This is a genomic window from Synergistales bacterium, assembly GCA_021736445.1.
Lineage (GTDB): Bacteria > Synergistota > Synergistia > Synergistales > Aminiphilaceae > JAIPGA01.
In genome coordinates, this window is record JAIPGA010000020.1 from 14,493 (window position 1) to 35,698 (window position 21,206).

The 21,206-nt window shown below is 67.4% G+C and carries 20 protein-coding genes; all 20 read left to right on the plus strand.

The genetic code is table 11. The features are described 5' to 3' along the window. The first annotated feature begins 168 nt into the window (after positions 1–168). Positions 169–981, plus strand: coding sequence for an ATP-dependent sacrificial sulfur transferase LarE (gene larE / locus K9L28_04910; protein MCF7935662.1), 813 nt, complete (start codon positions 169–171; stop codon positions 979–981). Beyond that, entirely contained in the window at positions 968–2,047 is a 1,080-nt protein-coding gene (locus tag K9L28_04915) for a LarC family nickel insertion protein (GenBank protein MCF7935663.1), read from the plus strand. The genes larE and K9L28_04915 overlap by 14 nt, the downstream gene beginning before the upstream one ends. A gap of 182 nt (positions 2,048–2,229) precedes the next feature. Continuing rightward, positions 2,230–3,006: a nickel pincer cofactor biosynthesis protein LarB gene (gene larB, locus K9L28_04920; protein ID MCF7935664.1), complete on the plus strand. Its 777-nt coding sequence runs from the start codon at positions 2,230–2,232 to the stop codon at positions 3,004–3,006. Further along, positions 3,003–3,851: a LarC family nickel insertion protein gene (locus tag K9L28_04925; GenBank protein ID MCF7935665.1), complete on the plus strand. Its 849-nt coding sequence runs from the start codon at positions 3,003–3,005 to the stop codon at positions 3,849–3,851. Before larB ends, K9L28_04925 begins: the two co-directional genes overlap by 4 nt. A gap of 321 nt (positions 3,852–4,172) precedes the next feature. Next, a complete protein-coding gene (locus tag K9L28_04930; protein MCF7935666.1) occupies positions 4,173–5,963 on the plus strand; it encodes a hypothetical protein in 1,791 nt (596 codons plus the stop codon). A 28-nt stretch (positions 5,964–5,991) separates the two neighbouring features. Then, on the plus strand, positions 5,992–6,552 hold the full coding sequence (locus K9L28_04935) for a LarC family nickel insertion protein (GenBank protein ID MCF7935667.1): 561 nt from the start codon (positions 5,992–5,994) through the stop codon (positions 6,550–6,552). 40 nt (positions 6,553–6,592) lie between these two features. Next, positions 6,593–7,456 carry a methylenetetrahydromethanopterin dehydrogenase gene (locus K9L28_04940; GenBank protein MCF7935668.1) on the plus strand — a complete coding sequence of 288 codons (864 nt, stop codon included), beginning with the start codon at positions 6,593–6,595 and terminating at the stop codon, positions 7,454–7,456. A gap of 63 nt (positions 7,457–7,519) precedes the next feature. Then, a complete protein-coding gene (locus tag K9L28_04945; protein MCF7935669.1) occupies positions 7,520–8,680 on the plus strand; it encodes an ATP-grasp domain-containing protein in 1,161 nt (386 codons plus the stop codon). Between the two features lie 49 nt (positions 8,681–8,729). After that, positions 8,730–9,080: a formylmethanofuran dehydrogenase gene (locus K9L28_04950; protein MCF7935670.1), complete on the plus strand. Its 351-nt coding sequence runs from the start codon at positions 8,730–8,732 to the stop codon at positions 9,078–9,080. Continuing rightward, entirely contained in the window at positions 9,077–10,387 is a 1,311-nt protein-coding gene (locus K9L28_04955) for a formylmethanofuran dehydrogenase subunit B (protein ID MCF7935671.1), read from the plus strand. Before K9L28_04950 ends, K9L28_04955 begins: the two co-directional genes overlap by 4 nt. Further along, positions 10,384–12,072, plus strand: a complete 1,689-nt coding sequence (locus K9L28_04960; GenBank protein MCF7935672.1) for a formylmethanofuran dehydrogenase subunit A — start codon at positions 10,384–10,386, stop codon at positions 12,070–12,072. The genes K9L28_04955 and K9L28_04960 overlap by 4 nt, the downstream gene beginning before the upstream one ends. Then, the gene (gene mptA, locus K9L28_04965; GenBank protein MCF7935673.1) at positions 12,063–13,529 is read left to right on the plus strand and encodes a GTP cyclohydrolase MptA; all 1,467 of its coding nucleotides are present in this window, start codon (positions 12,063–12,065) and stop codon (positions 13,527–13,529) included. The genes K9L28_04960 and mptA overlap by 10 nt, the downstream gene beginning before the upstream one ends. Beyond that, complete coding sequence (locus tag K9L28_04970) at positions 13,529–14,122, plus strand: flavoprotein (protein MCF7935674.1); 594 nt, start codon at positions 13,529–13,531, stop codon at positions 14,120–14,122. Before mptA ends, K9L28_04970 begins: the two co-directional genes overlap by 1 nt. After that, complete coding sequence (locus tag K9L28_04975) at positions 14,101–15,432, plus strand: DUF6513 domain-containing protein (GenBank protein ID MCF7935675.1); 1,332 nt, start codon at positions 14,101–14,103, stop codon at positions 15,430–15,432. Before K9L28_04970 ends, K9L28_04975 begins: the two co-directional genes overlap by 22 nt. Further along, complete coding sequence (locus tag K9L28_04980; GenBank protein MCF7935676.1) at positions 15,405–16,991, plus strand: DUF447 family protein; 1,587 nt, start codon at positions 15,405–15,407, stop codon at positions 16,989–16,991. Before K9L28_04975 ends, K9L28_04980 begins: the two co-directional genes overlap by 28 nt. A 19-nt stretch (positions 16,992–17,010) precedes the next feature. Further along, a complete protein-coding gene (gene fhcD, locus K9L28_04985; protein MCF7935677.1) occupies positions 17,011–17,913 on the plus strand; it encodes a formylmethanofuran--tetrahydromethanopterin N-formyltransferase in 903 nt (300 codons plus the stop codon). Further along, on the plus strand, positions 17,910–18,782 hold the full coding sequence (locus tag K9L28_04990; GenBank protein ID MCF7935678.1) for a formylmethanofuran dehydrogenase subunit C: 873 nt from the start codon (positions 17,910–17,912) through the stop codon (positions 18,780–18,782). The genes fhcD and K9L28_04990 overlap by 4 nt, the downstream gene beginning before the upstream one ends. After that, positions 18,763–19,713, plus strand: a complete 951-nt coding sequence (gene mch / locus K9L28_04995) for a methenyltetrahydromethanopterin cyclohydrolase (GenBank protein ID MCF7935679.1) — start codon at positions 18,763–18,765, stop codon at positions 19,711–19,713. The genes K9L28_04990 and mch overlap by 20 nt, the downstream gene beginning before the upstream one ends. After that, positions 19,710–20,609, plus strand: coding sequence for a RimK family alpha-L-glutamate ligase (locus K9L28_05000; GenBank protein MCF7935680.1), 900 nt, complete (start codon positions 19,710–19,712; stop codon positions 20,607–20,609). The genes mch and K9L28_05000 overlap by 4 nt, the downstream gene beginning before the upstream one ends. Positions 20,610–20,616: 7 nt before the next feature. Beyond that, a partial coding sequence (locus tag K9L28_05005) for a triphosphoribosyl-dephospho-CoA synthase (GenBank protein MCF7935681.1) occupies positions 20,617–21,206 on the plus strand: 590 nt, incomplete at its 3' end.

Here is a 21,206-nt window from a genome sequence, read left to right on the forward strand (position 1 = left end):
TGGATCCCGTCGACGTCACCCGATTCGCTTCCGGAGACCATCTTCGGGACCTACTGTTCGATCTTTCCCGTATCCTCTGCTTGGGGGATGGACCGTCGGTGTCCGCCCGCCGGCGTTTTGTGCTACCGTGTATCCCACAATCATGCGGTTCTATCGAGGTGATGCTCTGTGGACAAGGCGGCGGCGGTCCGGGGGTTCTTCGCGGAACGTCCCGATACATTGGTGCTCCTCTCCGGGGGGGTGGACAGCGCGGTGCTCGCTCTCCTGGCCGGAGAGGCGGCCCACAGGGTGCGGGCCCTGACGTTCCGGACGCCGCTGGTATCCGGGGACGAACTGGAGACAGCGGCGGCGGTGGCGGCGCATCTGGGCCTGCGGCACAGCGTTGCGGATGCGGATGTCACCACCGACAGGCGCGTGACCGCCAACGGGCCCGACCGCTGTTACTGGTGCCGCAAAAAGCTCCATGCCAAGGCCTGGGAGGAGGCCCGCCGGCTGGGCTGCAGTACTGTGGCCGGCGGCGTCCAGGCCGATGAGATCGCTGAAGGGAGACCGGGGGTGCGTGCCGCCGCGGAGGACGGCATCAGCCACCCCCTGGCCGAGGCGGGCCTGACCAAGAAGGAGATCCGTTCGCTGGCCCGTGCGGCGGGGCTGCCCAACGCCGACCGGCCGCCGGCGCCCTGTCTGGCCACGCGTTTTCCTCCCGGTGTGTCCATGGATCCGCACTGGACGGGCCGGATCGGGGAAGCGGAGCGTCTCCTGAGGGGCGAAGGGCTGCGGGCGTTCCGGGTCCGCTGGTTTCCCCCTGGCGCGGCCATCCTGGAGGTGGCGCCCCGGGAGATGCCGCTGGTCTGGGAGCGAAAGGGGCGAATCGTGACGCTGCTCAGAGAGGTAGGGTTCCCTGTGGTCTCCCTCGATCTGGAGGGATTGCAGCGCGGCAAGATGGAACGTTTTGCGGAGGTGCCAGACCATGATCCTCGTTGATCCCCAGTGCGGTGTGACGGCGTTCGGCCTGGCGGCGGTGCTGGAGGTCCTCTCTCCGGGAAAGGAGCGGGATGCGCTGGTTCTGCCCGGAGGGGAGCGGTTCGAGCTGGTCTTTGCGTCGGAACGGCGCGGCGGCAGGGAGGTGCGCACCGCTTCGGTGACCGGGAGCGGAACCTCCGATAGAGGCATTGCGATGGAGGAGGTCTCCGCTGCCCTCGGAGAGGACTTGGCCTCGGGCGTGTTGCAGGAGTGCCGGGACTATCTCCGTGAGCTGGCCGAGGTCTACGATGAGGCCGGCGAGGCGTCTCCCGGGGGAGGCTTTTGGATTCAGTCCGCCCTGACGGCGCTGGCCGTGTTCCGCCGGATGGCCGTCCCCGGCCGGACATTCCGTTCCCTCCCTGCGGGTGTCGGCGCCGGTATGGAAGAAGACGGAGCCAGGGTGACACCGCTGCCCTGCCCCACCGTTCTGGAGGTGGCGCGCCGTTATGCCTTCCCGGTGCGCGGTCTTCCCGGAACGGGACGCCGCAGCGACGCGGCGGGGCTGCTCCTCCTGGCGCGGCTCTCTGCCCCTGTGGAGCGTCTGCCGTCGATTGTGCCGGGCAGGCAGGTCTACGGCGCCGGAGTCGGCGGGAGCACGGTGCGCGCCATGGAGCTCCGGGAGGCGGAGCTGGAGGAGGTCTGGCTGGTGGAGGCGGCTCTGGACGACGCCACCGGCGAGGAGATGGGCCGGGCCATCGAACAGATCCAGGAGGCGGCGCTGGAGGCCCACGTGGTCCAGGGGATCGGCAAGAAGGGACGGCCGCTCTATCTGCTGCGGGCCCTGGCGCGGGGCGACCAGCTGGAAGCGGTGCTGGAACGCTACTTCCGGGACACGCCCACCATCGGTGTGCGCTACTGGCCGGTGGGGCGCTTCCGGATGCAGCGGGCCGTCCGGGATGGCGAACTGCTGGTGGACGGTTGCCGCCTGCCCACCAGGGTGAAGATCTCCCGGTTGGGCGATATCCTCAAGGGGAAGGCCGAGGCCGACGATATCGGGCGGTACCTCCGCACCCCGAAGGACGGGTAGACCGAAGAGCCGGAAAGTGTTGCCAATATTCTGGGCAACCCTTGCGTTGAGCAGCGTGGTGTGTATAATAACGTAATAGGTTTGCTATCATGTCCACATACCTGTATAGTTGTATATTCAGCAACCATGATAAAGTTTCTTCAGGGTGACGTCATACTTCAGGGAATGGAGCGCTGCGCTGTATGGACGAACGGGAACTGCGGCTGCTGGCGGAGAAACTGCAGAGCGGGGAGATCACGATCAGGAGCTTTGTGGATGCTCTGAAGGGGCTCCCCTTCAAGGATCTGGGAGAGGTCAAGCTGGATACCCACAGAGCCCTGCGGAACGGCTTCCCCGAGATTATCTACTGTCCCGGCAAGTCGCCTGGACAGCTGGAGCGCATTGCCGCGACCCTCGGCGAGGGGGGAGGCAATGCGCTTTTTTCGCGCATCGACAAGGAGCAATACGAACGGGTGCGTTCGCTGCTCCCCGGTCTGGAGTATCTCGAAAACGCCGGGATGGCCCGGCTCTGGCGGCAGAGGGACGTGGCGGAGAGGGGCCGGGTGCTCGTGGTCACCGGGGGCAGCAGCGATGTCCCCGTGGCCGAGGAGGCGGCCGTCACTGCGGAGACCATGGGCTGTACGGTGCGGCGGGTCTTCGACGTCGGTGTGGCGGGGCTGCACCGGCTGCTGGCCAATCTCGACGCCATCTTTGAGGCCCGGGTCATCGTCGCCATTGCCGGGATGGACGGTGCTCTGCCCAGTGTCGTGGCGGGGATCGCCTCCTGTCCGGTGGTCGCCGTGCCCACCAGTGTGGGATACGGCGCGGCCCTGGGAGGGATCGCGCCGCTGCTGACGATGCTCAACTCCTGCGCGCTGGGTGTGACGGTGGTGAATATCGACAACGGTATCGGTGCGGGATACGCGGCGGCACTGATGGTGGATCACGACTCTACGGGGAGGGAAGGATCGGCTTCATGAATACTGTCCTCTATCTCAACTGTTTTTCCGGTATCAGCGGCGATATGGTGCTGGGCGCCCTCCTGGATATCCTGGGGGAGCGGGAGCTGCAGCCCTTCCTCGAGGGGCTGGCGCTGGAGGGATACGGCGTGACGGTGCGGCAGGCGAAGAAGGCGGGCATCGCGGGACTGGATGTGCAGGTCCACGCCGAGGAGGCCCATCCGCATCGGGGGCTGCGGGATGTGCTGGATATCCTGGAGCAGAGCGAGCTGAGCCCCTTTGTGCAGGAGAAGGCCGGGGCCGCCTTCCGTCTGATGGCCGACGCCGAGGGCGTCGTCCACGGCATGCCGCCGGAGGAGGTGCACTTCCACGAGGTCGGCGCCGTGGATTCCATCGTGGATATCGTCGGCGCCTGTGCCCTGATGGAAGCCCTGCAGCCCGCGGCGGTTGTCGCCTCGGCCGTCAATGTGGGGTCCGGTACAGTGCACTGCGCCCACGGCGAGTTCCCCGTTCCGGCCCCGGCGACACTGAAACTCCTGGAGGGAATCCCCGTCTATGCCAGGGGCGAGGCCATGGAACGCACCACTCCCACCGGTGCGGTGCTGCTGCGGACCTTTGCCGATCGCTACGGACTGCTGCCCCGGGGTGTGGTGGCCGCCACCGGCTATGGTCTGGGCGACCGCGATTCGGACCTGCCCAACCTGCTGCAGGGGGTGTTGCTGGAGGCCTCCGGGCATACCCAGGGCCGGGAGGAACACCACGGCCATCCGCAGGAACACGCCGGGCATCAACACGGCCATCCCCACGAGCATCCCCACAGTCACGACCATCACCACGGAGGGGAACACGACGCCCCGGCAGAGTAAGAGGCGAATCCGGGCTTTCCCCGGCAGCCGATAGATGGAGTCAGCCCGTCTGCGGCGCAGCGTCTGCGTGACGCAACGCGAAAAGCAGCCCCCCAGCGGGGTGTCTGCAGCCGCAGGCGGGGAGGGACATCTCTCGCCCGTCACAGCCCACAATGGTTGGCCTGGGAGATCGGTACGATCTGTTGCCGCTGTCACACCGCAGCGGAACGGTGCGGAACGAGCAGAAAGGGGGTATGGGTGGAGGGAGACATCCCGTCTGACGGAAACAGAAGTGATTGAGCCAAAATGAAGAGTTTCGAATCCCAGGAGGTGTATACGGTAATGCAAAAGGAGATCTATGCCGCCATCGCGGCGTCCAATACCTTTGTAGAGAACACCACAAGCGACCGTCTCGAGGCGATCACCAAGGGCCACGGCATGCTGAACCTCGCCGTCTACAGCGCGGCGAACGCGATGACCGAGGAGATCCTCAACGGCAGGAGCACCAAGCTCTCCGACGCCAATATGGAGTATCTGCCGGTGGACTGCATCATGGACAAGGGGATCGAGGCCGCCAAGGAGGCCGGCGCCGACGCCGCCAACGCGGCGCTGATCGTCGCGGTCTTTCTGAACCTCGCCGGCACCGCCTCCAGAGCAGGCGTCCCGGCGGGGAACCGCAAGCTCGGCTCCATGGCCAGAATGAAGGCCGGTGCGAGCAGAGCCGGTGTCCAGGCGATCCCCACCTCGAAGCTGACCAACAAGATCTCCGCCTTCCCGGCGGTGAAAGCCATCTACGACGCCATCGACAAGGGCGAGATCACCCGCTTCAATGGCGCCGACGTACCGCCCTTCGTGGCAGGCGGCGCCGTCTACGGGCATAGCGTGCTCGGTGAGGACATGATCTATGCCGACATCACCCTGAAGGGGACCAAGGTGGGCGTGGAGGCCATGTTCCGGGCCTACCAGAACGTGGGCATCAACCCCAATCCCTGGCTGTCGGCGGCGCTGGCCGCTGCAGCGACGCTGGAGATCGTCAACCCCGACGGCATGATCGGCGAGGAGTACGGCGAGTTCTTTGTCCAGGGGACGGGCTATCTGGCCGGCAAGGGCGCCGCCGAGGCGGCCGGCTTGCCGGAGAAGCTCCACCTCCGCGGTACCGGCGAGGAGTTCGACACGGCTTCCCTCATCGGTGACCTGGGCATGATCCTCAAGGACGTGGGCGCTCCGACCGTTGTTGGGATGATGACCTTCAACGAGATGATGGCCGCCTTCCAGGAAGGCCCGATGATCGGCGCGGGTTTCGGCGCCGGCCCGGTCAACCCGCCGCTGGCCCATCTGGTGGGGGACTGCATCTGCGCCGCCAAGAAGCTCATCGACACCGAGGGCGACAAGGACGCCGCCGCCGACATGATCCGGGAGATGAAGCTCAACGAGTGGATCGATCCCGAGATCTCGGCCTTCTCCGGCAACACGGTGGCCCACAAGGCCGAACAGGTGCGGCGCGGCCCCGTGACCTCGGCGGTGATCATGGGCACCCAGGGAATCCGCAACAACATGGAGTACCGGCTGGCCAAGTATGCCCTGGACGAGCTTGAAGCCGGCAAGGATCTCAAGGATATCTGCTACGACATCGACGTGAAGCGCCAGGAGAAGGTGGAGCAGCGTACCGGTATGATTCTGGGCGGGCTCTTCGGCAAGGAGATCGGCATCAAGTTCAGTAAGCTGAAGGGCGGCGCCCGCCGCAGCCATCCCTTCGCCGAGACCTTCTGGGGCTTCGACGCCGATATCGACGCCGTTGTCACCGTGGACGGCAAGGAATTCAAGATCGAAGGCCTGTCCCACAAGACGGTGCCCGATGTGGTGCTCAACAAGAAGTCCGACTGGACCATTCCTATCACGGTGGCTTCCGTGGCGGCCCAGGAGCTCATGTACATCGGCTGCTGCACGGTGAACGTGGTGATCCCCGCCGCTGTGGCGGCGACCTCCGGCAAGATGGGCTGGAAGGACGCCGGCAAGTACGCCGAGAAGGGCGCCAGCATCACCAACGCCATCCCCGGCGCCAAGGACAAGGCCCGCGAGGTGGCCCGTCTGGCCGTGCGTCTCATGCAGGATATGGAGGACGTCAAAGAGTAGGAACGCTATGGTGGAAGGAGGGGGCCGGATGGCCCCCTCCTTTGCTGCCTGCAAGAGAGATGGGGTGTCCATGCTACTGCTGGTCAATGCCGACAACATTTCCGGTGAGGGGCTTCCCTACCTGATCGACGGACTGATGGACCGTGGTGCGGCGAGTGTCCATGCCGTTCCGGCCGTTACCAAGAAGGGGCGCAGCGAGTTCCTCTTCTTTATCGATGCGCCCCGGAGCTGTCTGCAAGCCCTGGGGGCCTTTCTGGCGCTGGAGCTGGACACGTTGGGCATGAGGGTCATCGAGCCGGAGCATGTGCCCTTCACGCCCGTACGGCACAGGGTGGTCGGCGTTGCGGCGGAAGGTCTCCGGGGAGCCTCACTGGAGGTGCGCGTCAAGGAGACCCGGGGAACCGACGGCGCGCGTTCCTGCAAGGCCGAGTACGATGACCTGGAGCGGGTGCTGCAGAGCGGCATGGCCGACCCCCCTCTCTCCTTCAAGATCGTGAAGTCCGCCGTGGAGCTTGCCGTCATGAGCGGCGAGCCGGTCCATGTGGGCGGACTGGGTTTTACCCCGCCTGAAGAAACCGAAGGGGCGTAATCCCTTGCCGGGCGGAGAAACGGGAAGGAGCGATGCAGCGGTGAAAAAGATTCTGCTTCAGCTGGATACCGACATACAGCCCAGTGTGTTCGACGCGGTGACGGCCTACGACGGCGGCGCCGACGCCCTCCTGCAGCATGGAGGGATCACGCCGGAGAACGCCGTGCCCCTGGTGCACGGGGTGATGTTCACCCGGGGCGGCGAGAAGTCGAAAAACAGCGCCGTCTTTGTGGGCGGCTCCGATGTGGCCGCCGGCGAGGCGGTGATGGAGGCCGTCAAGGGCGCCTTCTTCGGGCCGGTGCGCAACTCGGTGATGCTCGATTCCAACGGCTGCAACACCACCGCCGCGGCGGCCGTGGCCAAGCTGGTCGGCGTGGCGGACGTGAAGGACCGGAAGGTCGTTGTGCTGGCCGGAACCGGCCCGGTGGGACAGCGTGCGGCGGGCTTCTTCGCAGGCGAGGGCGCCAGGGTCACCCTCACCTCCCGGAGCATGGAGAAGGCACAGAGGGCCTGCGATCAGGTGAACAGGCGTTTCGACAGCAATGTGGAAGCGGCCGAGGTGAACGACGAAGCCTCCACCGCCGCCGTGCTGGAAGGCGCCGTAGCGGTGCTGGCCACCGGGGCCGCCGGAACGATGCTGCTCCCCGAATCGATCTGGAAGGGCCACGCCACCCTGAAGGCTTTGGGCGATCTCAACGCCGTACCGCCTTCGGGGATCGAGAACATCAAGCCCCACTGGAACGGCAAGGATAAGGACGGCCAGATCATCTTCGGCCCCATCGGTGTGGGCGGTTTGAAGATGAAGGTTCAGCGGGAGTGCGTGGCCCGGCTCTTCGGGAGCAACGAACTGGTGCTGGATGCCGGTGAGGTCTACGATATCGTGAAGGAGCTCAAAAACGACTGACCTGCCTGCCTGCCGCGGAGAGGCAGGCCTGGACGTCGGCCCACAGAGGCGCGTGTAGCCGCCGTGTCCCCTGCCGATGCTCCCCTCCTTCTGGTGGGATTCAGCATCAGGGCGATGGCCTGCTCCGCCGCGATCGCGGGATACCGCCGGATCACGGCGGTGGACGCCTTCGGCGACAGCGACCTCCACGGCTGCGCCCGCACCGTCTCCACGGGACGCGATCTGGGGATGCCCTTCTGCGACCAGGCGCTGCGTTCCGCCTGTGCGGGGATCCCGCGGCGCTGGTTCGCCTACGGTGGAGGGATGGAGCATCGTCCCGACCTGGTGGCGGAGCTCGCCGGGGGAGCTGGTCTGCTGGGCAACCCGCCGGAGGTCCTCCGGCGGGTTCGTGATCTCCGGCGGCTCCACCGTGTCTGCCGGGAGGAGGATATCCCCGTACCGGCCACGCTGCACCCTCCGCAGGACAGCTGTCCCAGAGACGGTGCCTGGCTGCGCAAGCGGACCGCTTCGGCAGCGGGGGCCGGTGTGTGCGGGGATGACGGGGGTTCTCTCCGGGAGGGCGAGGTCTTTCAGCGGCATGTCCCGGGGCGGGTGATCTCCTGTGCCTTCCTGGCCGCTCCCGAGGGGGTGCGGCTCCTGGGGGTCACCGAACAGCTGGTGGGGCGGGAGGCCTTCGGCGCTTCGGGGTTTCTCTGGTGCGGGAATGTCACGCCCCTGCCGGGGAAAAGCGAAATGGTGCGGTGGGTTGCGGAGCACTGCCGGCGCTACGCCGGGGCGCTCACCGGAAGGTTCGGTCTGGTGGGGCTGAACGGCATCGACTTGGTGCTTCCCCCCGCGGGACCGCCGGTGCTTCTGGAGGTGAACCCCCGCTTTACGGGCTCTATGGAACTCTTTGACGTTCCGGACAGACCGCTTTTCGGGCTCCACAGTGCGGCCTGTCTGGAGGGGGAGCTGCCTGATGCGGGTCCTTGGGAGGAAGGGGGGCTCTTCAGGGGGAAGGCCGTCGTCTATGCCCGCAGACCCTGCCGTGCCCCCGGTACGGATGAATGGCGCCGGCGGGGGCGGCGGGACATCCCCTGGAAGGGGGACCGTTTCGCGTCCGGTGAGCCCATCTGCACCGTTCTGGCCTCGGCTCCCGATGGGGCGGGCTGTCTGAACGGACTGGAGCGTCAGGCGGAGGATGTCTACCGCGAGATGCTGTGTCTCCGGGATGGTGCGGGCTGATGCCTCTCAGGATTGCCAAGGAAGAGCGGGAAGGAGGAACCAGACCACTATGGCTGATGTGGATACTGCCCGTCGGTTCGTGCTCGTCACGGGACGGACGCCTGGGCAGACCAGAGGGATGCACCGGGGGAAGACCACCGACGAGTACCGGGAGGCCGTCTCGGTGGTGCAGCTGCACCCCGAGGCCCTGTCGGTGCTGGGTGTTCGGGAGGGGCAGACGCTTCTGCTGCGCACCGCCGCCGGCGAGGAAAGCTTCACGGTCCGGACGGACAGCGGGCTGCCCCGGGACATGGTGTTCGTCCCCATGGGTCCGGCGGCGAACACCCTGGTGCCCCCGGAGACGGCGGGGTGCGGGATGCCGTCCTTCAAGGGGCTTGCCGTGGAGGTGATCCCGCAATGAAAGAGATCAACAATGCTGTCTGCACCTTCTGCGGTTGCCTCTGCGACGATATCGCCGTGGTCCTGGGTGATGACGGCGGCGTGCGGGTGAAGGGCGCCTGCACCAACGGGAAGGGGCACATCGAGGGCTACGACGCCGCACCGGTCTCTCCCATGGTCCGGGGGGAGCCTGTCTCCTGGGACCAGGCACTGGACGAGGCCGCGGCGATCCTCGGTGACGCCGAAAGCCCGCTGATCTACGGCCTCAGCTCCACGGCCTCGGAGGCCCAGCGGAGATGCGTGGCCCTGGCCGACCGGATCGGTGCGGCCATCGACACCACCTCCTCGGTCTGCCACGGTCCCACGGGGATCGCCATGCAGAACTTCGGCGAGCCCACCTGCAGCCTCGGCGAGGTGTTGAACCGGGCGGACCTGCTGCTCTTCTGGGGCTGCAACCCCGCCGTGGCCCACACCAGGCACTTCACCCGCTACTCGCTGATGCCCAGGGGACGGTTCACCCCCAGGGGGAGGAAGGACCGGAGGATGATCCTCGCGGATGTCCGGCGGACACCCAGCGCGAACGCCGCCGACCGCTTCCTGCAGGTGGAGCAGGGGAGCGACTACGAGGTGCTGGGTGCCTTGCGGGCGCTGGTGCAGGGGAAAAGGGTCCGTGCCGATTCGGTGGGCGGCGTGCCCCTGGAGGAGCTCGGCGCCCTGGCCGAGGAGCTCGGGAGCTGCCGCTACGGTGCGGCCTTCTTCGGCATGGGGCTCACCATGACCTCCGGGCGGGATCTCAACATCGGGCAGTACTTCTCGCTGGTCCGTGATCTCAACGCCCACACCCGTTTTTCGGTGGTCGCCCTGCGGGGCCACGGCAACGTGGCCGGCGCCGATGCGGTGATGACCTGGCAGACCGGCTACCCCTTCGCCGTCAGCCTGGCCGGCGGCGTGCCCACCTACGGACCCGGCGAGTTCACCGCCGTGGACATGCTGTCGCGGAGGGAGGCCGACGCGGCGCTGGTTGTCGCCTCGGATCCCGGGGCGCACTTCCCGGCCGGAGCGGTCCGGGGGCTGGAGGGGATCCCCAGAGTGGTGATGGACCCTGTCGTTTCGCTCACCGCACAGGACGCCACGGTCTACCTGCCCACCGCCCAGTACGGCGTGGACGCCGAGGGGACCTACTACCGGATGGACGGGGTGCCCATCCGGACCCGTGCCTTCCGGGAACGGCTGCGCCCCACCGATGAAGAGGTCTTTGACGGTGTCCTGGAGCGGCTCCACGGCGGCCGGGTGGAGTCGACGACACCGATTGAGGAGGTGCAGCGATGAGCGGAACGCAGCCGGTGGGCATCCTGGGCGGCTTCCTCTACGATCCCGCCAACGGTGTGGACGGAGCGGTCCGGGATATCTGGATCAAGGACGGCAGGGTGGCGGCCCCCGAGGAGGTGGATCGGGAGCATGCCCGCATCATCGATGCCCGGGGGATGAATGTCTTTCCCGGCGGCGTGGACCTCCACGCCCACATCGCCGGCGCCAAGGTGAACCACGGCCGCAAGCTCTGCCCCGAGGACCATGCCGACCACAAGCGGAACCGCGCCGAAGGGGGCCGTTCCGGGGCGGGCTTCACCGTGCCCACCACCTTCATGACGGGCTGCATGTACGCCGAACTGGGCTACACCACCGTGATGGAGGCGGCCTGCGCCCCCCTTGTCGCCCGCCACACCCACGAGGAGCTGGAGGACATGCCTCTGCTGGACAAGGGGATCCTGGTGACCCTGGGCAACAACGAGTTCCTCTTCGACTGCATCGCCCGGGGCGAGACGGAGCGGGCCAGGGATTTCATCGCCTGGACGCTCCAGGCCGCCCGGGGGTACGGCATCAAGGTGGTCAACCCCGGCGGCGTGGAGAACTGGAAATCCCAGCGGGGGAACGCCCACCACTGGGATCAGGAGATCGCCGGTTTCGGCCTGACCCCCCGGAGGGTGCTGGACACACTGATCGGGGCGGCCGACGAACTGGGTCTGCCCCACGGCGTGCACCTCCACGGGCTCAACCTGGGGACCCCCCAGAGCGCCGAACAGACCCTGGAGTCCATCCGCTTCGCCCAGGGGCGGCTGCACCTGACGCATCTGCAGTTCATGAGCTACGGTGACGACGGCAAGGGGCGGTTCCGGAGCCGCACCGAAGAGCTGGCCGAGGCGGTGAACGCCAACAGCAACGTCACCTTCGACGTGGGGCAGATCGTGTTTGGTCCGGCCACCACCATGACCTCCGACGGGCCGTTCCAGTACAACCTGGGCTGTATGACGGGTCACAAGTGGTTCGGCGGCGACGAGGAGAACGAGACCGGCGGCGGCATCGTGCCGCTGCGGTACAGCCGGAAGAACAGGATCAACGCCCTGCAGTGGGTAACGGGGCTGGAGCTCTTCCTTCTGGCCGAGGATCCCTGGCGGGTGGCCCTCACCACGGACCATCCCAACGCCGGGCCCTTCTTCTGCTATCCCCAGGTGATCCGGCTGCTCATGGACCGGGACTACCGGGCGGAGATCCTGGAGACGCTGCCCGCTTCGGTCCGGAAGCGCTCGCTGCTGAAAGACATCGACCGGGAGTACACCCTCGGGGAGATCGCCATCATCACCCGGGCCGCACCGGCCCGGATCCTGGGGCTCTCCCGCAAGGGACATCTCGGTGTGGGCGCCGACGGCGACGTGGCTGTCTACCATCCCGACGACGACGGCGCACGGACACCCAGATGCCGCAGCGTCGTTCCCTGCCGGCGGGCGCTGGACCTGCCGCGCTGGGTGCTGAAGGGAGGCCGGGTGGTGGTAGAAGCCGGGAGGTTCACCGGGGAGACCGGCGATGCGGGCACCACCTTCCATGTGACGCCGGACTACGATCCCTCGGTGGAGAAGCCGCTGCGGAACCACTTCAAGCGGTACTACTCCGTGGCCTTCGACAACTATCCCGTGCAGGACGCCTACCTGGGGAGCGGGGAGTCGGTCCCATGCCGGTAAGCGGACAGCCTGCCCACGAGGTGTACCTGCTGCTGGGCGCCAACCTGGGCGACCGGCAGAGCAACATGCTCCAGGCGCTGCAGTACCTGCAGGGACGGGCCGTGATCGAGCGTGTCTCCTCCTTCTACGAGACCGAACCGGTGGGGTACGCCGACCAGCCCTGGTTCCTCAACCTGGTCTGCCGGCTGCGCACGGACATGGAGCCGGTGGAGTTCCTGCGCTTTCTCAAATCCATCGAGATGCGCATGGGGCGGGTGGACAGCTTCCGGAACGCCCCCCGTCCCATCGATCTGGACATCCTGGTCTATGACGATCTCCAGATGGACACCGGGGAGCTCACCATCCCCCACCCCAGGATGGCCGAGCGGGCCTTTGTCCTGGTGCCCTTCGCGGAGCTGGACCCCCATGTGGTGCCGGCCGGGTACAGCCGCTCCGTCGGGGAGCTTGCCTCCGCGATGGACGGCAGCGGTGTCGTCAAGGTGGAGCAGAGCCTGCGCTTCAATCTGGAGCGGGACATCCAGCGGGGCAAACCCGCCGTGCCGGTGAGCCTCAGCCGGGTGGGGGTGACCAACCTCCAGCGGATCATCCGGATGAGCGACCACGGCAAGGAGACCCTCTTTTACGCAGAGATGGATCTGTTCGCCTATCTCAGTGAGGCACAGACGGGGATCCATATGTCCCGGTTCAGCGATGTGCTGGAGCGCCTGGTGGAGGAGATCACCCTGGAGGCCTCCACCAGCATCGAGGGGATCGCCGAGCGGCTGGCCCGCCAGGTGACCCGCACCCAGGAGGCGGAGCGTGCGGAGGTGCACATCCGGGCCAAGTATCCCCTCAAGAAACGCACGCCCATCTCGGGCAAAAGGGTGGAGGAGCTCTACACCTTCATCGGAATCGCCGCCTGCAACGGCCGGGAGACCCGTCGCCTGGTCGGTGTGGAGGTGGAGGGGATGACCGCCTGTCCCTGCGCCCAGGACATGATCCGCAGCCACTCCAGGAAACTCCTGGTCGATGAGGGGTACAGCGAGGAGGACGCCCGATACATCGTGGACCTCCTGCCGCTGGCCTCGCACAACCAGCGCGGACGGGGAACCCTGCTCATCGGCAGCGAGCAGGCGGTACGCGCCGAGTATCTGGTGCATGTTCTGGAGGCCTCCATGAGCTCCGAGACCTACGAACTGCTCAAGCGTCCCGATGAGTTTTTCGTGGTCAACAAGGCGCATCAGAACCCGATGTTCACCGAGGATGTGGTCCGGGAGGTCTTCCGGAATCTGGTGGACATCTATCCCGATCTGCCGGACGACAGCTTTGTCCTGGTGCGGCAGGAGAATCTGGAGAGCATCCACCAGCACAACGCCTTCGCCGAGCGTTCCGGTACCCTCCGGGCCATCCGGTCGGAGCTGGAAAGCGGACAGGGCGTCGGCGAGGCCCTGACGCTGGAGGAGTGGCTGCGTTTCTGATGGTACGCCGTGGCGGGAATCGTCAACCCCGGCGGTGGCCGGCACCGTCTGACGGTGGTGGCGGCGGGTCTCTCCGGACGGCCTGGTGCGTCACCGGGGCGGGCTATCTGCTGGAGGAATCCCTGGATCTGGCCCTGGAGACGGCGGGGACGGTCACCCTCTTTGCATCCGGGGCCGGGGCCGAGGTGCTCGCCATGTACGGCCTGACAGACAGGGTGCGGTCTTCGGGGCTGCGTTACGTGGCAGACCAGGCGGCCAGCGCTCCCTCCTGCGGGGCCATGTCGCTGGGACGCTACGACCGTCTGGTGATCGCCCCGGCCACGGCCAACACGGTGGCCAAGTGCGCCCAGGGGATCGCCGACACCCTGCCCACCAATCTCTTCGCTCAGGCCGGCAAAGCGGGGGTTCCCTCCTGCGTGCTGCCCACCGACAACCCGGGGGAGGTAGAGACGAAGGATCCAGGCGGACATACCTTCCGGTTGTGCCCCCGAGCGGTGGATCTGCGGAACCGCTCCCTGCTGGCGGATCTCCCCCTGGTGGAGGTGGTCGATTCGGTGGAGAGGCTCCGGCGATGGCTGCGCACCTCTTCCTGACGGGACAGCTGGCGGAGGCCTCCCTCCGGGCGACGCTGGCCGAGATGGCTCCCTCCTTCGACTACGGGATCCACGTGCTGCCGATCACCGTAGCGGCGCTTGCCGACTGCGGCTGGATCGCGGCGCGCCTGCCCGATCTCGGCGGCTACGACACCCTGGTCTTCCCCGGCCTCTGCCAGGGCGACGGGGAGGTGCTGGCCGCCGCCGCACCGGGCGTGGAGGTCCTGCGGGGGCCGGAGGATCTCAAGGATCTGCCGGGCTTTTTCGGCCTGCAGGGAGCGACGCCGTCGCTGTCGGACTACCGCATCGAGATCGCGGCGGAGATCGTGGACGCCCATCTCCTGGCTCCGGAGGCGCTGCTGGCGGCGGCCCGGCGTTACGCCCGGCAGGGCGCCGATATCATCGACCTGGGCGGTCCCGTCTCCGGCGCCTACCCCGGTGTGGCCGGGCAGGTCACGCTGCTGCGGGAGGAGGGCTTCCGGGTCAGTGCGGACAGCTTCCACGGCGAGAGCCTGCGGGCCGCCTCGCGGGCCGGGGCGGAGCTGCTGCTGAGTGTCAACAGCAGTAATATCGAGATCGCTCCGGCGCTGGAGGGAACGGTGGTGCTGATCCCCGATTTTGACGACCGGAGCATCGCTTCGCTGGAGCGCAACATGGAGCGGCTCCGGCGGTGGGGGGTGCCCTTCGTGGTGGACCCCGTGCTGGACCCCTTCCCCTTCGGCCTTCTGACCTCTCTGGAGCGCTACATCGACTTCCGGCGGCGCTATCCCGAGGTGGGACTCTTCATGGGCATCGGCAACCAGACGGAGCTGGTGGAGGCCGACTCCACGGGGATCAACGCGTTGCTGGCGGCGATCTGCACCGACCTCGATGTCGGCGCGGTCCTCACCACATCGGTGGTCTCCTGGGCGGCCGGTGCGGTGGCCGAGTTCGATCGTGCGAGACGGCTGATGCACTACGCGCGGGAGCGGCGGTGTGTGCCCAAGCATGCAGGAGCCGGCCTGGTGACCGCCCGGGATCTTCCCCACAGCGTCTTCGGCGGGGAGGAGCTCGGGCGGATGCAGGAGGTTGTGCGGGACGACAACTACCGGATCTTCGTCTCGCCGCCCTGGATCTACATCTTCAACGGCGGGTGCTTCCTCCGCGGTGCGAGCGCCGAGGAGCTGTGCCGGCGGCTGGCTGTGGCGGATTCCTCCCACGCTTTCTATCTGGGGCGGGAGCTCCAGAAGGCCCAGACGGCGCTGGAACTGGGTAAGCGCTACAGGCAGGACCAGCCTCTCGATTGGGGGTATATCGCGGAACAGCCATGATCATCGAGACGATTCTGACGACAACCACAGCAGACGGAAGGGCGCACGTCGCCCCCATGGGGGTGGAGGACCGCTCCCCAGGGGAGCTTCTGGTCCGTCCCTTTGTCGCCGGCCATACCTGGGCGAATCTCCAGCGCTGCGGCTACGCCGTGGTCAACATCGTGGACAGGGTGCTTCCCTTTGTGCAGAGCGCCCTGGGGGACCCTGCGCTGCCCTCCTTTCCCGCCGTTGCGATCCCCTCCTCTGTCCTTGACGCCGCCTGCAGCTGGCAGGAGGTGGAGCTGGTGGAGCGGGGAACCCGGGGGGAGCGCGGCTGGGCCCGCCTTCGGGTGGTCCATCAGGGGCGGCGACGGGAACCACAGGCGCCCAACCGCGCCCGGAACGCCCTCCTGGAGGCCACGATAGCGGCGACCAGGGTCCACATCCATGGAGAGGAACCCTTCCGGACAGAGCTTGCCCGGGCCGCCGAACTGGTGGAGCGGACCGGCGGCGCCGAGGAACGGGAGGCCCTGGCGCTGCTGCAGCGATGGGGCGACGGATATCCGGTCGATGGAATGCCTGTGGTCGGCGGAAGGGCTCCGGAACGGGAGCGTCCCCGTCGGGTGCGGGTGGTCTCCCATTCCCGGTTGCATCTTGGTTTTCTGGATCTCAACGGAGGTCTGGGCCGAAGGTTCGGCAGTATAGGAGTGGCGCTGGAACGGCCTGTCATGGAGCTGACAGCCACTGCGGCGACGGAACTCAAGGGCGAAGGTGACGACCGGGAGCGGATGCTGGGCTACGCCGAAGGCTACTACAAGGCCACAGGTATCCCCGAAGGGGAGCGGGCCCTGCTGGAGCTCACCTCGGCGTTGCCTGCCCACGTGGGACTCGGTTCGGGCACCCAGCTCGCACTGACAGTGGGCCGTGCGCTGGATCTGCTCCACGGCGGAGCCCACAGCATCCGGGAGCTAGCTGTCATGATGGGGCGGGGAAAACGTTCCGGCGCCGGGATCGCTCTCTTCGACCGTGGAGGCTTTGTGGTGGACGGCGGCCACCGGTTGCAGGGGACGACCGCGGTGCCGCCGCTGCTCTGGCGCCGGCCGCTGCCCTCCTCCTGGCACTTCGTGGTGGCCATCCCCGGTGTGCAGTGCGGGATCAGCGGCGAGGCCGAGAAGGGTGCCTTCCGCGGTCTTCCCGACCCCCCTCCGGAGACGGCGGCGCCCATCTGCCGCCATACCCTGATGGGGCTGATGCCGGCGGTGGAGGAGGGCGATATCGAAGCCTTCGGGCGCTCCCTGACCACCATCCAGAAGCTGGTGGGGGACTGTTTCGCCCCCGCCCAGGAGGGACGCTATGCCTGCCCGCTCTCGCGGGCGCTGATCGACCAGTTGCGTGCGCTGGGAGCCTTCGGCGTGGGGCAGAGCTCCTGGGGCCCCACGGTCTACGGTCTGGTCGAGGGAGCCGATGCGGCGGAGGCCATTCGTCGTCGCCTGGAGGAGCGCTCCGAGCGGCGTGACGTGGTGACGGTCTTCACCTCTCCTGCGGCAACTGGGGGCGCACGATGGAGTGTGGAGCGCTGAAGGAATGGAGGAACCTCAAGTGTTGATCAACGGCGTGGAGGTTGTCGACACCTTTGCGGAGGCCTTTGGAATGTGGGGCACCCGTTTCTGCATCACCGCCGCGGACGACCATTGGCTGCAGGCGGCGGCGGGAAGCGTGGCGGGATTTGCCACCTCCGTGATAGGGTGCGGTTGTGAGGCTGGTGTGGAGCGATGGCGGTCTCCCGAGGAGACGCCAGACGGACGTCCCGGGGTGGATGTGCTGCTCTTTGTCCCCTCCAAGAAAAACATGGAAAAACAGCTTATCGGTCGGGTGGGGCAGGCGGTGATGACCTGCCCTACCACGGCTTGTTACGCGGCCTTGGAAGGAGAGCGGTCTGTTGCTGTGGGCGCGCGGTTGCGCTATTTCGGCGATACCTTTCAGGTGAGCAAGCTTCTGGAGGGAAGGCGATACTGGCGGATTCCCGTTATGGGTGGCGAGTTTGTTGTTTCCGACAGCTTCGGGATGCAAAAGGGGGTCGGTGGTGGCAATTTTCTTATCATCGCTACGGATCAACCCTCGGCGCTGAAGGCCGCCAGGGCGGCGGTGGAGGCCATGACGTCTTTGAAGGGAAGCATTCTTCCCTTCCCCGGCGGGGTGGTCCGCAGCGGCAGCCAGGTGGGGTCGCGCTATGCCTTCCTCCCGGCCTCCACCAACGTGGCCTACTGCCCTGTCCTGAAGGGAGCGGTGGAGAGCGCCCTGCCCGATGAGGCCAACGCGGTCCTGGAGATCGTCATCGACGGTCTGGACCGGGAGTCGGTGGAGGAAGCCATGCGGACCGGTATCACCGCGGCCTGCCTGGAGGGCGTCCTGCAGATCGGCGCCGGAAACTACGGCGGATCCCTGGGCGATCACTGCATCGGCCTCTACGATCTCTTCGGGGAAGGGGGAAACCAGTCATGACCACGAGTTCCGTTATGGAAGGACACTGCCTGGACGAGCTGATGGAAGAAGGCGTCATCCTCGAATCCCTCAAGGAGGACAGCCTTCCCGTGGAGGCGCCCTGCCTCCGTCCGGGGACGATCCTGGGCAGGGAGCCCGGCGAGATCGCGGCGCTTCCCCTGCAGGTGGGCAACCGCCGGCGGCGGCTCGACGAGCTCTTCCGGATCACCGTGAAGGGCGACAGGGCGCTGGTCCTCAGAGGCAATCTGAAACAGATCAAGCGGATCGGCGAGCAGATGGAGGGCGGTACCCTTATCGTGCAGGGCGACCCGGGGATGCACCTGGGCGAACGGATGGAGGGCGGCGCTATCTATGTGGAGGGGAACCTCCCCGACTGGTGCTGCTGCGGGATGCGGGACGGTGCTGTCCGTGTGGCCGGGAATGCCGGCAACATGCTGGCCGGTGCCCTGCCCGGCGAGAGCCGGGGAATGCGCGGCGGTACCGTGGTGGTCATGGGCGACACCGGGATACGAACCGGCGAGGCGCAGCGGCGGGGGCTCATCGCCGTGGCGGGGAACGTCGGCGCCTTCGCCGGAGCGCGGATGGTGGCCGGAACCATCGCGGTCTGCGGACGGCTTGGGACCAGGGCCGGCGGCGGTATGAAGCGGGGCACCATCCTGGCTCTGGGCGGGGTGGAAGCCATGCTGCCCACCTTTACCCGGGCCTGCCGCTACCGGAGCCCCTTTGTGGAGCTCTACCTGCGGCATCTGCAGCAGCTGGGGCTCCCTGTGGACGCGCCGTCGGCGGGCGGTGCCTTTGTCCGCTGGACCGGCGACAGCACCACCATTGGGAAAGGAGAGATCCTTGTCTATGAACACCACGCTGAATGAACGGGCCGCCGTGCTGGTGCAGGAGCTGATCCACGAAGCCGAACAGCTCGATGTGGCGGTCCACCGTACCGAGGCGGGGCCCGTGGTTGTGGACGCCGGAGTGGAGACCGCCGGTTCCCTGGAGGCGGGACGCCTCTACGCCGAGGCCTGCATGAGCGGACTGGGCAGGGTGGCCTTTGTGCCCTACGTGCATGAGGGGCTCTCCATGCCGGGCGTCTCCGTGACGGTCAGCCGTCCGGTGCGGGCCTGCCTGGCCTCGCAGTACGCCGGATGGCAGGTTAGCGGCGGGGACTATTTCGCCATGGCCTCCGGCCCGGCGCGGATCCTCCGGGGAAAGGAACCGCTGCTGGAGGAGCTGGGAATCACCGAGGAGCCCGGCGTGGCCGTATTGACCCTGGAGAGCGACAGCCTCCCGCCGGCGGAGGTCACCCGGCAGCTGGCGGCGGACTGCGGGATCCCGCCGCAGACGCTCTACCTGGTGGTGGCCCCCACCAAATCGTTGGCGGCCTCTGTCCAGGTGGTCGCCCGGGTGGTGGAAACGGGCCTCCACAAGATGCACGAGGTGGGCTTCGATATCCGGGCCGTCAAGAGCGGCTGGGGGACGGCGCCGCTCCCACCGGTGGGCAGGAACACCCTCCAGGCCATGGGCTGGACCAACGACGCCGTGCTCTACGGCGGCGACGTCTGGTACGCCGTGGACTGCGAGGACAGCGCCGCGGAGGCGGTGCTGGAGCGTCTTCCCTCCTCGGCGGCCAGGGATTTCGGCGTGCCCTTTGCGGAGCTTTTCAAACGCTACGACGGCGACTTCTACCAGATCGATCCGCTGCTGTTCAGCCCGGCGCGGGTGACCCTCAACAACCTCGCCACCGGACGGATCTTCCGGGCCGGCGAGCTTGCGGTCCCGGTGCTCTCCGAGGAATGGGGGCTGTGAGGGTCGCCATCCTGGGCAAGCGCGACGGCTGGCATGTCCGGTCGCTCCAGCGCAGCCTGGGTTGCAGGGGGATCGACGCGTCCTGTCTTTCCGCCACCCGCTTTCTCTCCCGCTGCGGCGGGGCACCGCCACTGGAGTCCGGAGGGGTGGATCTCGCCGCGCTGGATGTGCTCTTCGTCCGCTCCGTTCCAGGCGGATCGCTGGAGCAGGTGATCTACCGGATCGACGCCCTCCACCGGCTGGAGAGCCTTGGGGTGCGGGTGGTGAACACGGCGGCGGTGATCGAACGTACAGTGGACAAGCTCTTTACCCTGGCCACGCTGGAGGGGGCCGGTCTGCCCGTACCGGCGACGGTGGCCTGCGAACGTTTCGACCAGGCCATGGAGGCCTTCGCGGAACTGGGCGGCGACGTGGTGGTGAAGCCCCTCTTCGGCTCCGAAGGGCGGGGCATGCTTCGGGTGGACGATCCGGAGCTGGCCGACCGGGTCTTTTCCGCGCTGGAGCAGCAGCGTTATGTCTTCTACCTCCAGGAGTACCTTCCCCACGGGAACTGCGACTACCGGGTCTTCCTGATGGGCGGCGAGGTGCTGGGGGCCATGCGGCGTTGCGGGACAGGCTGGCGGACCAATGTGGCCCAGGGGGGGCGGGTCGCCCCTGTTGAGATGGACCGGGAGCTGGAACGGCTGGCTTTGGAGGCCGCTGCGGTGGTGGAGGCCGACTATCTCGGCGTGGACATCCTGCGTACCGACGACGGCAGGACCATGCTGCTGGAGCTCAACGGAATCCCCGGCTGGCGGGGTTTCCTGAAGGCCACGGGAATCGACGCGGGGGAGGTGCTGATCCATCGTGTGTTTGGAAGACGGCAGCCTGCTGTGCTCTGCACCCCCGGCCGCTGAGACACAGGTGGCCTGGGCCTGCCAGCTGGCCTGCCAGCTGGAGGTGGCCGCCGACAAGCCCGGGAACGTGACCTACCACAAGCCCTTCGCCGATGTGGCGGCCGAGCAGTTTCTGGCCAGCAGCATCGCCATCGGACCTGCCTTCCGCCGTATCGCCGACCGGGGGGTGGGCGCCGTCATCCTGCAGGCCGTGGAGGACACCAGGTATCTGGTGGACAGCAACACCAATCTGGGGATGCTGCTCCTGCTGGCGCCGCTGGCCAGGGCGGCGCTGCGGACCCGGCCGCGGACTTTCCGGGACCGGGTCGGTGCCGTCCTGGAGGAGCTCACCGTCGCCGATACCGCCGATGTCTACCGCGCCATCCGGCTGGCCATGCCCGGCGGTCTTGGCGGGGCCCACCGCTACGACGTATGCGGGGAGACGCCCGCGGTGCCGCTGCAGGAGGCCATGAAGGAGGCCGCCCCCCGGGACAGCGTGGCCGGGGAGTACGTCACCTCCTTCGCCACGACCTTTTCCATCGGTCTCCCCGTTCTGCGGAGGGCTCTCTCTCATGGGCACCGACTGCGGGACGCCGTGACCCAGAGCTACCTCGTCAC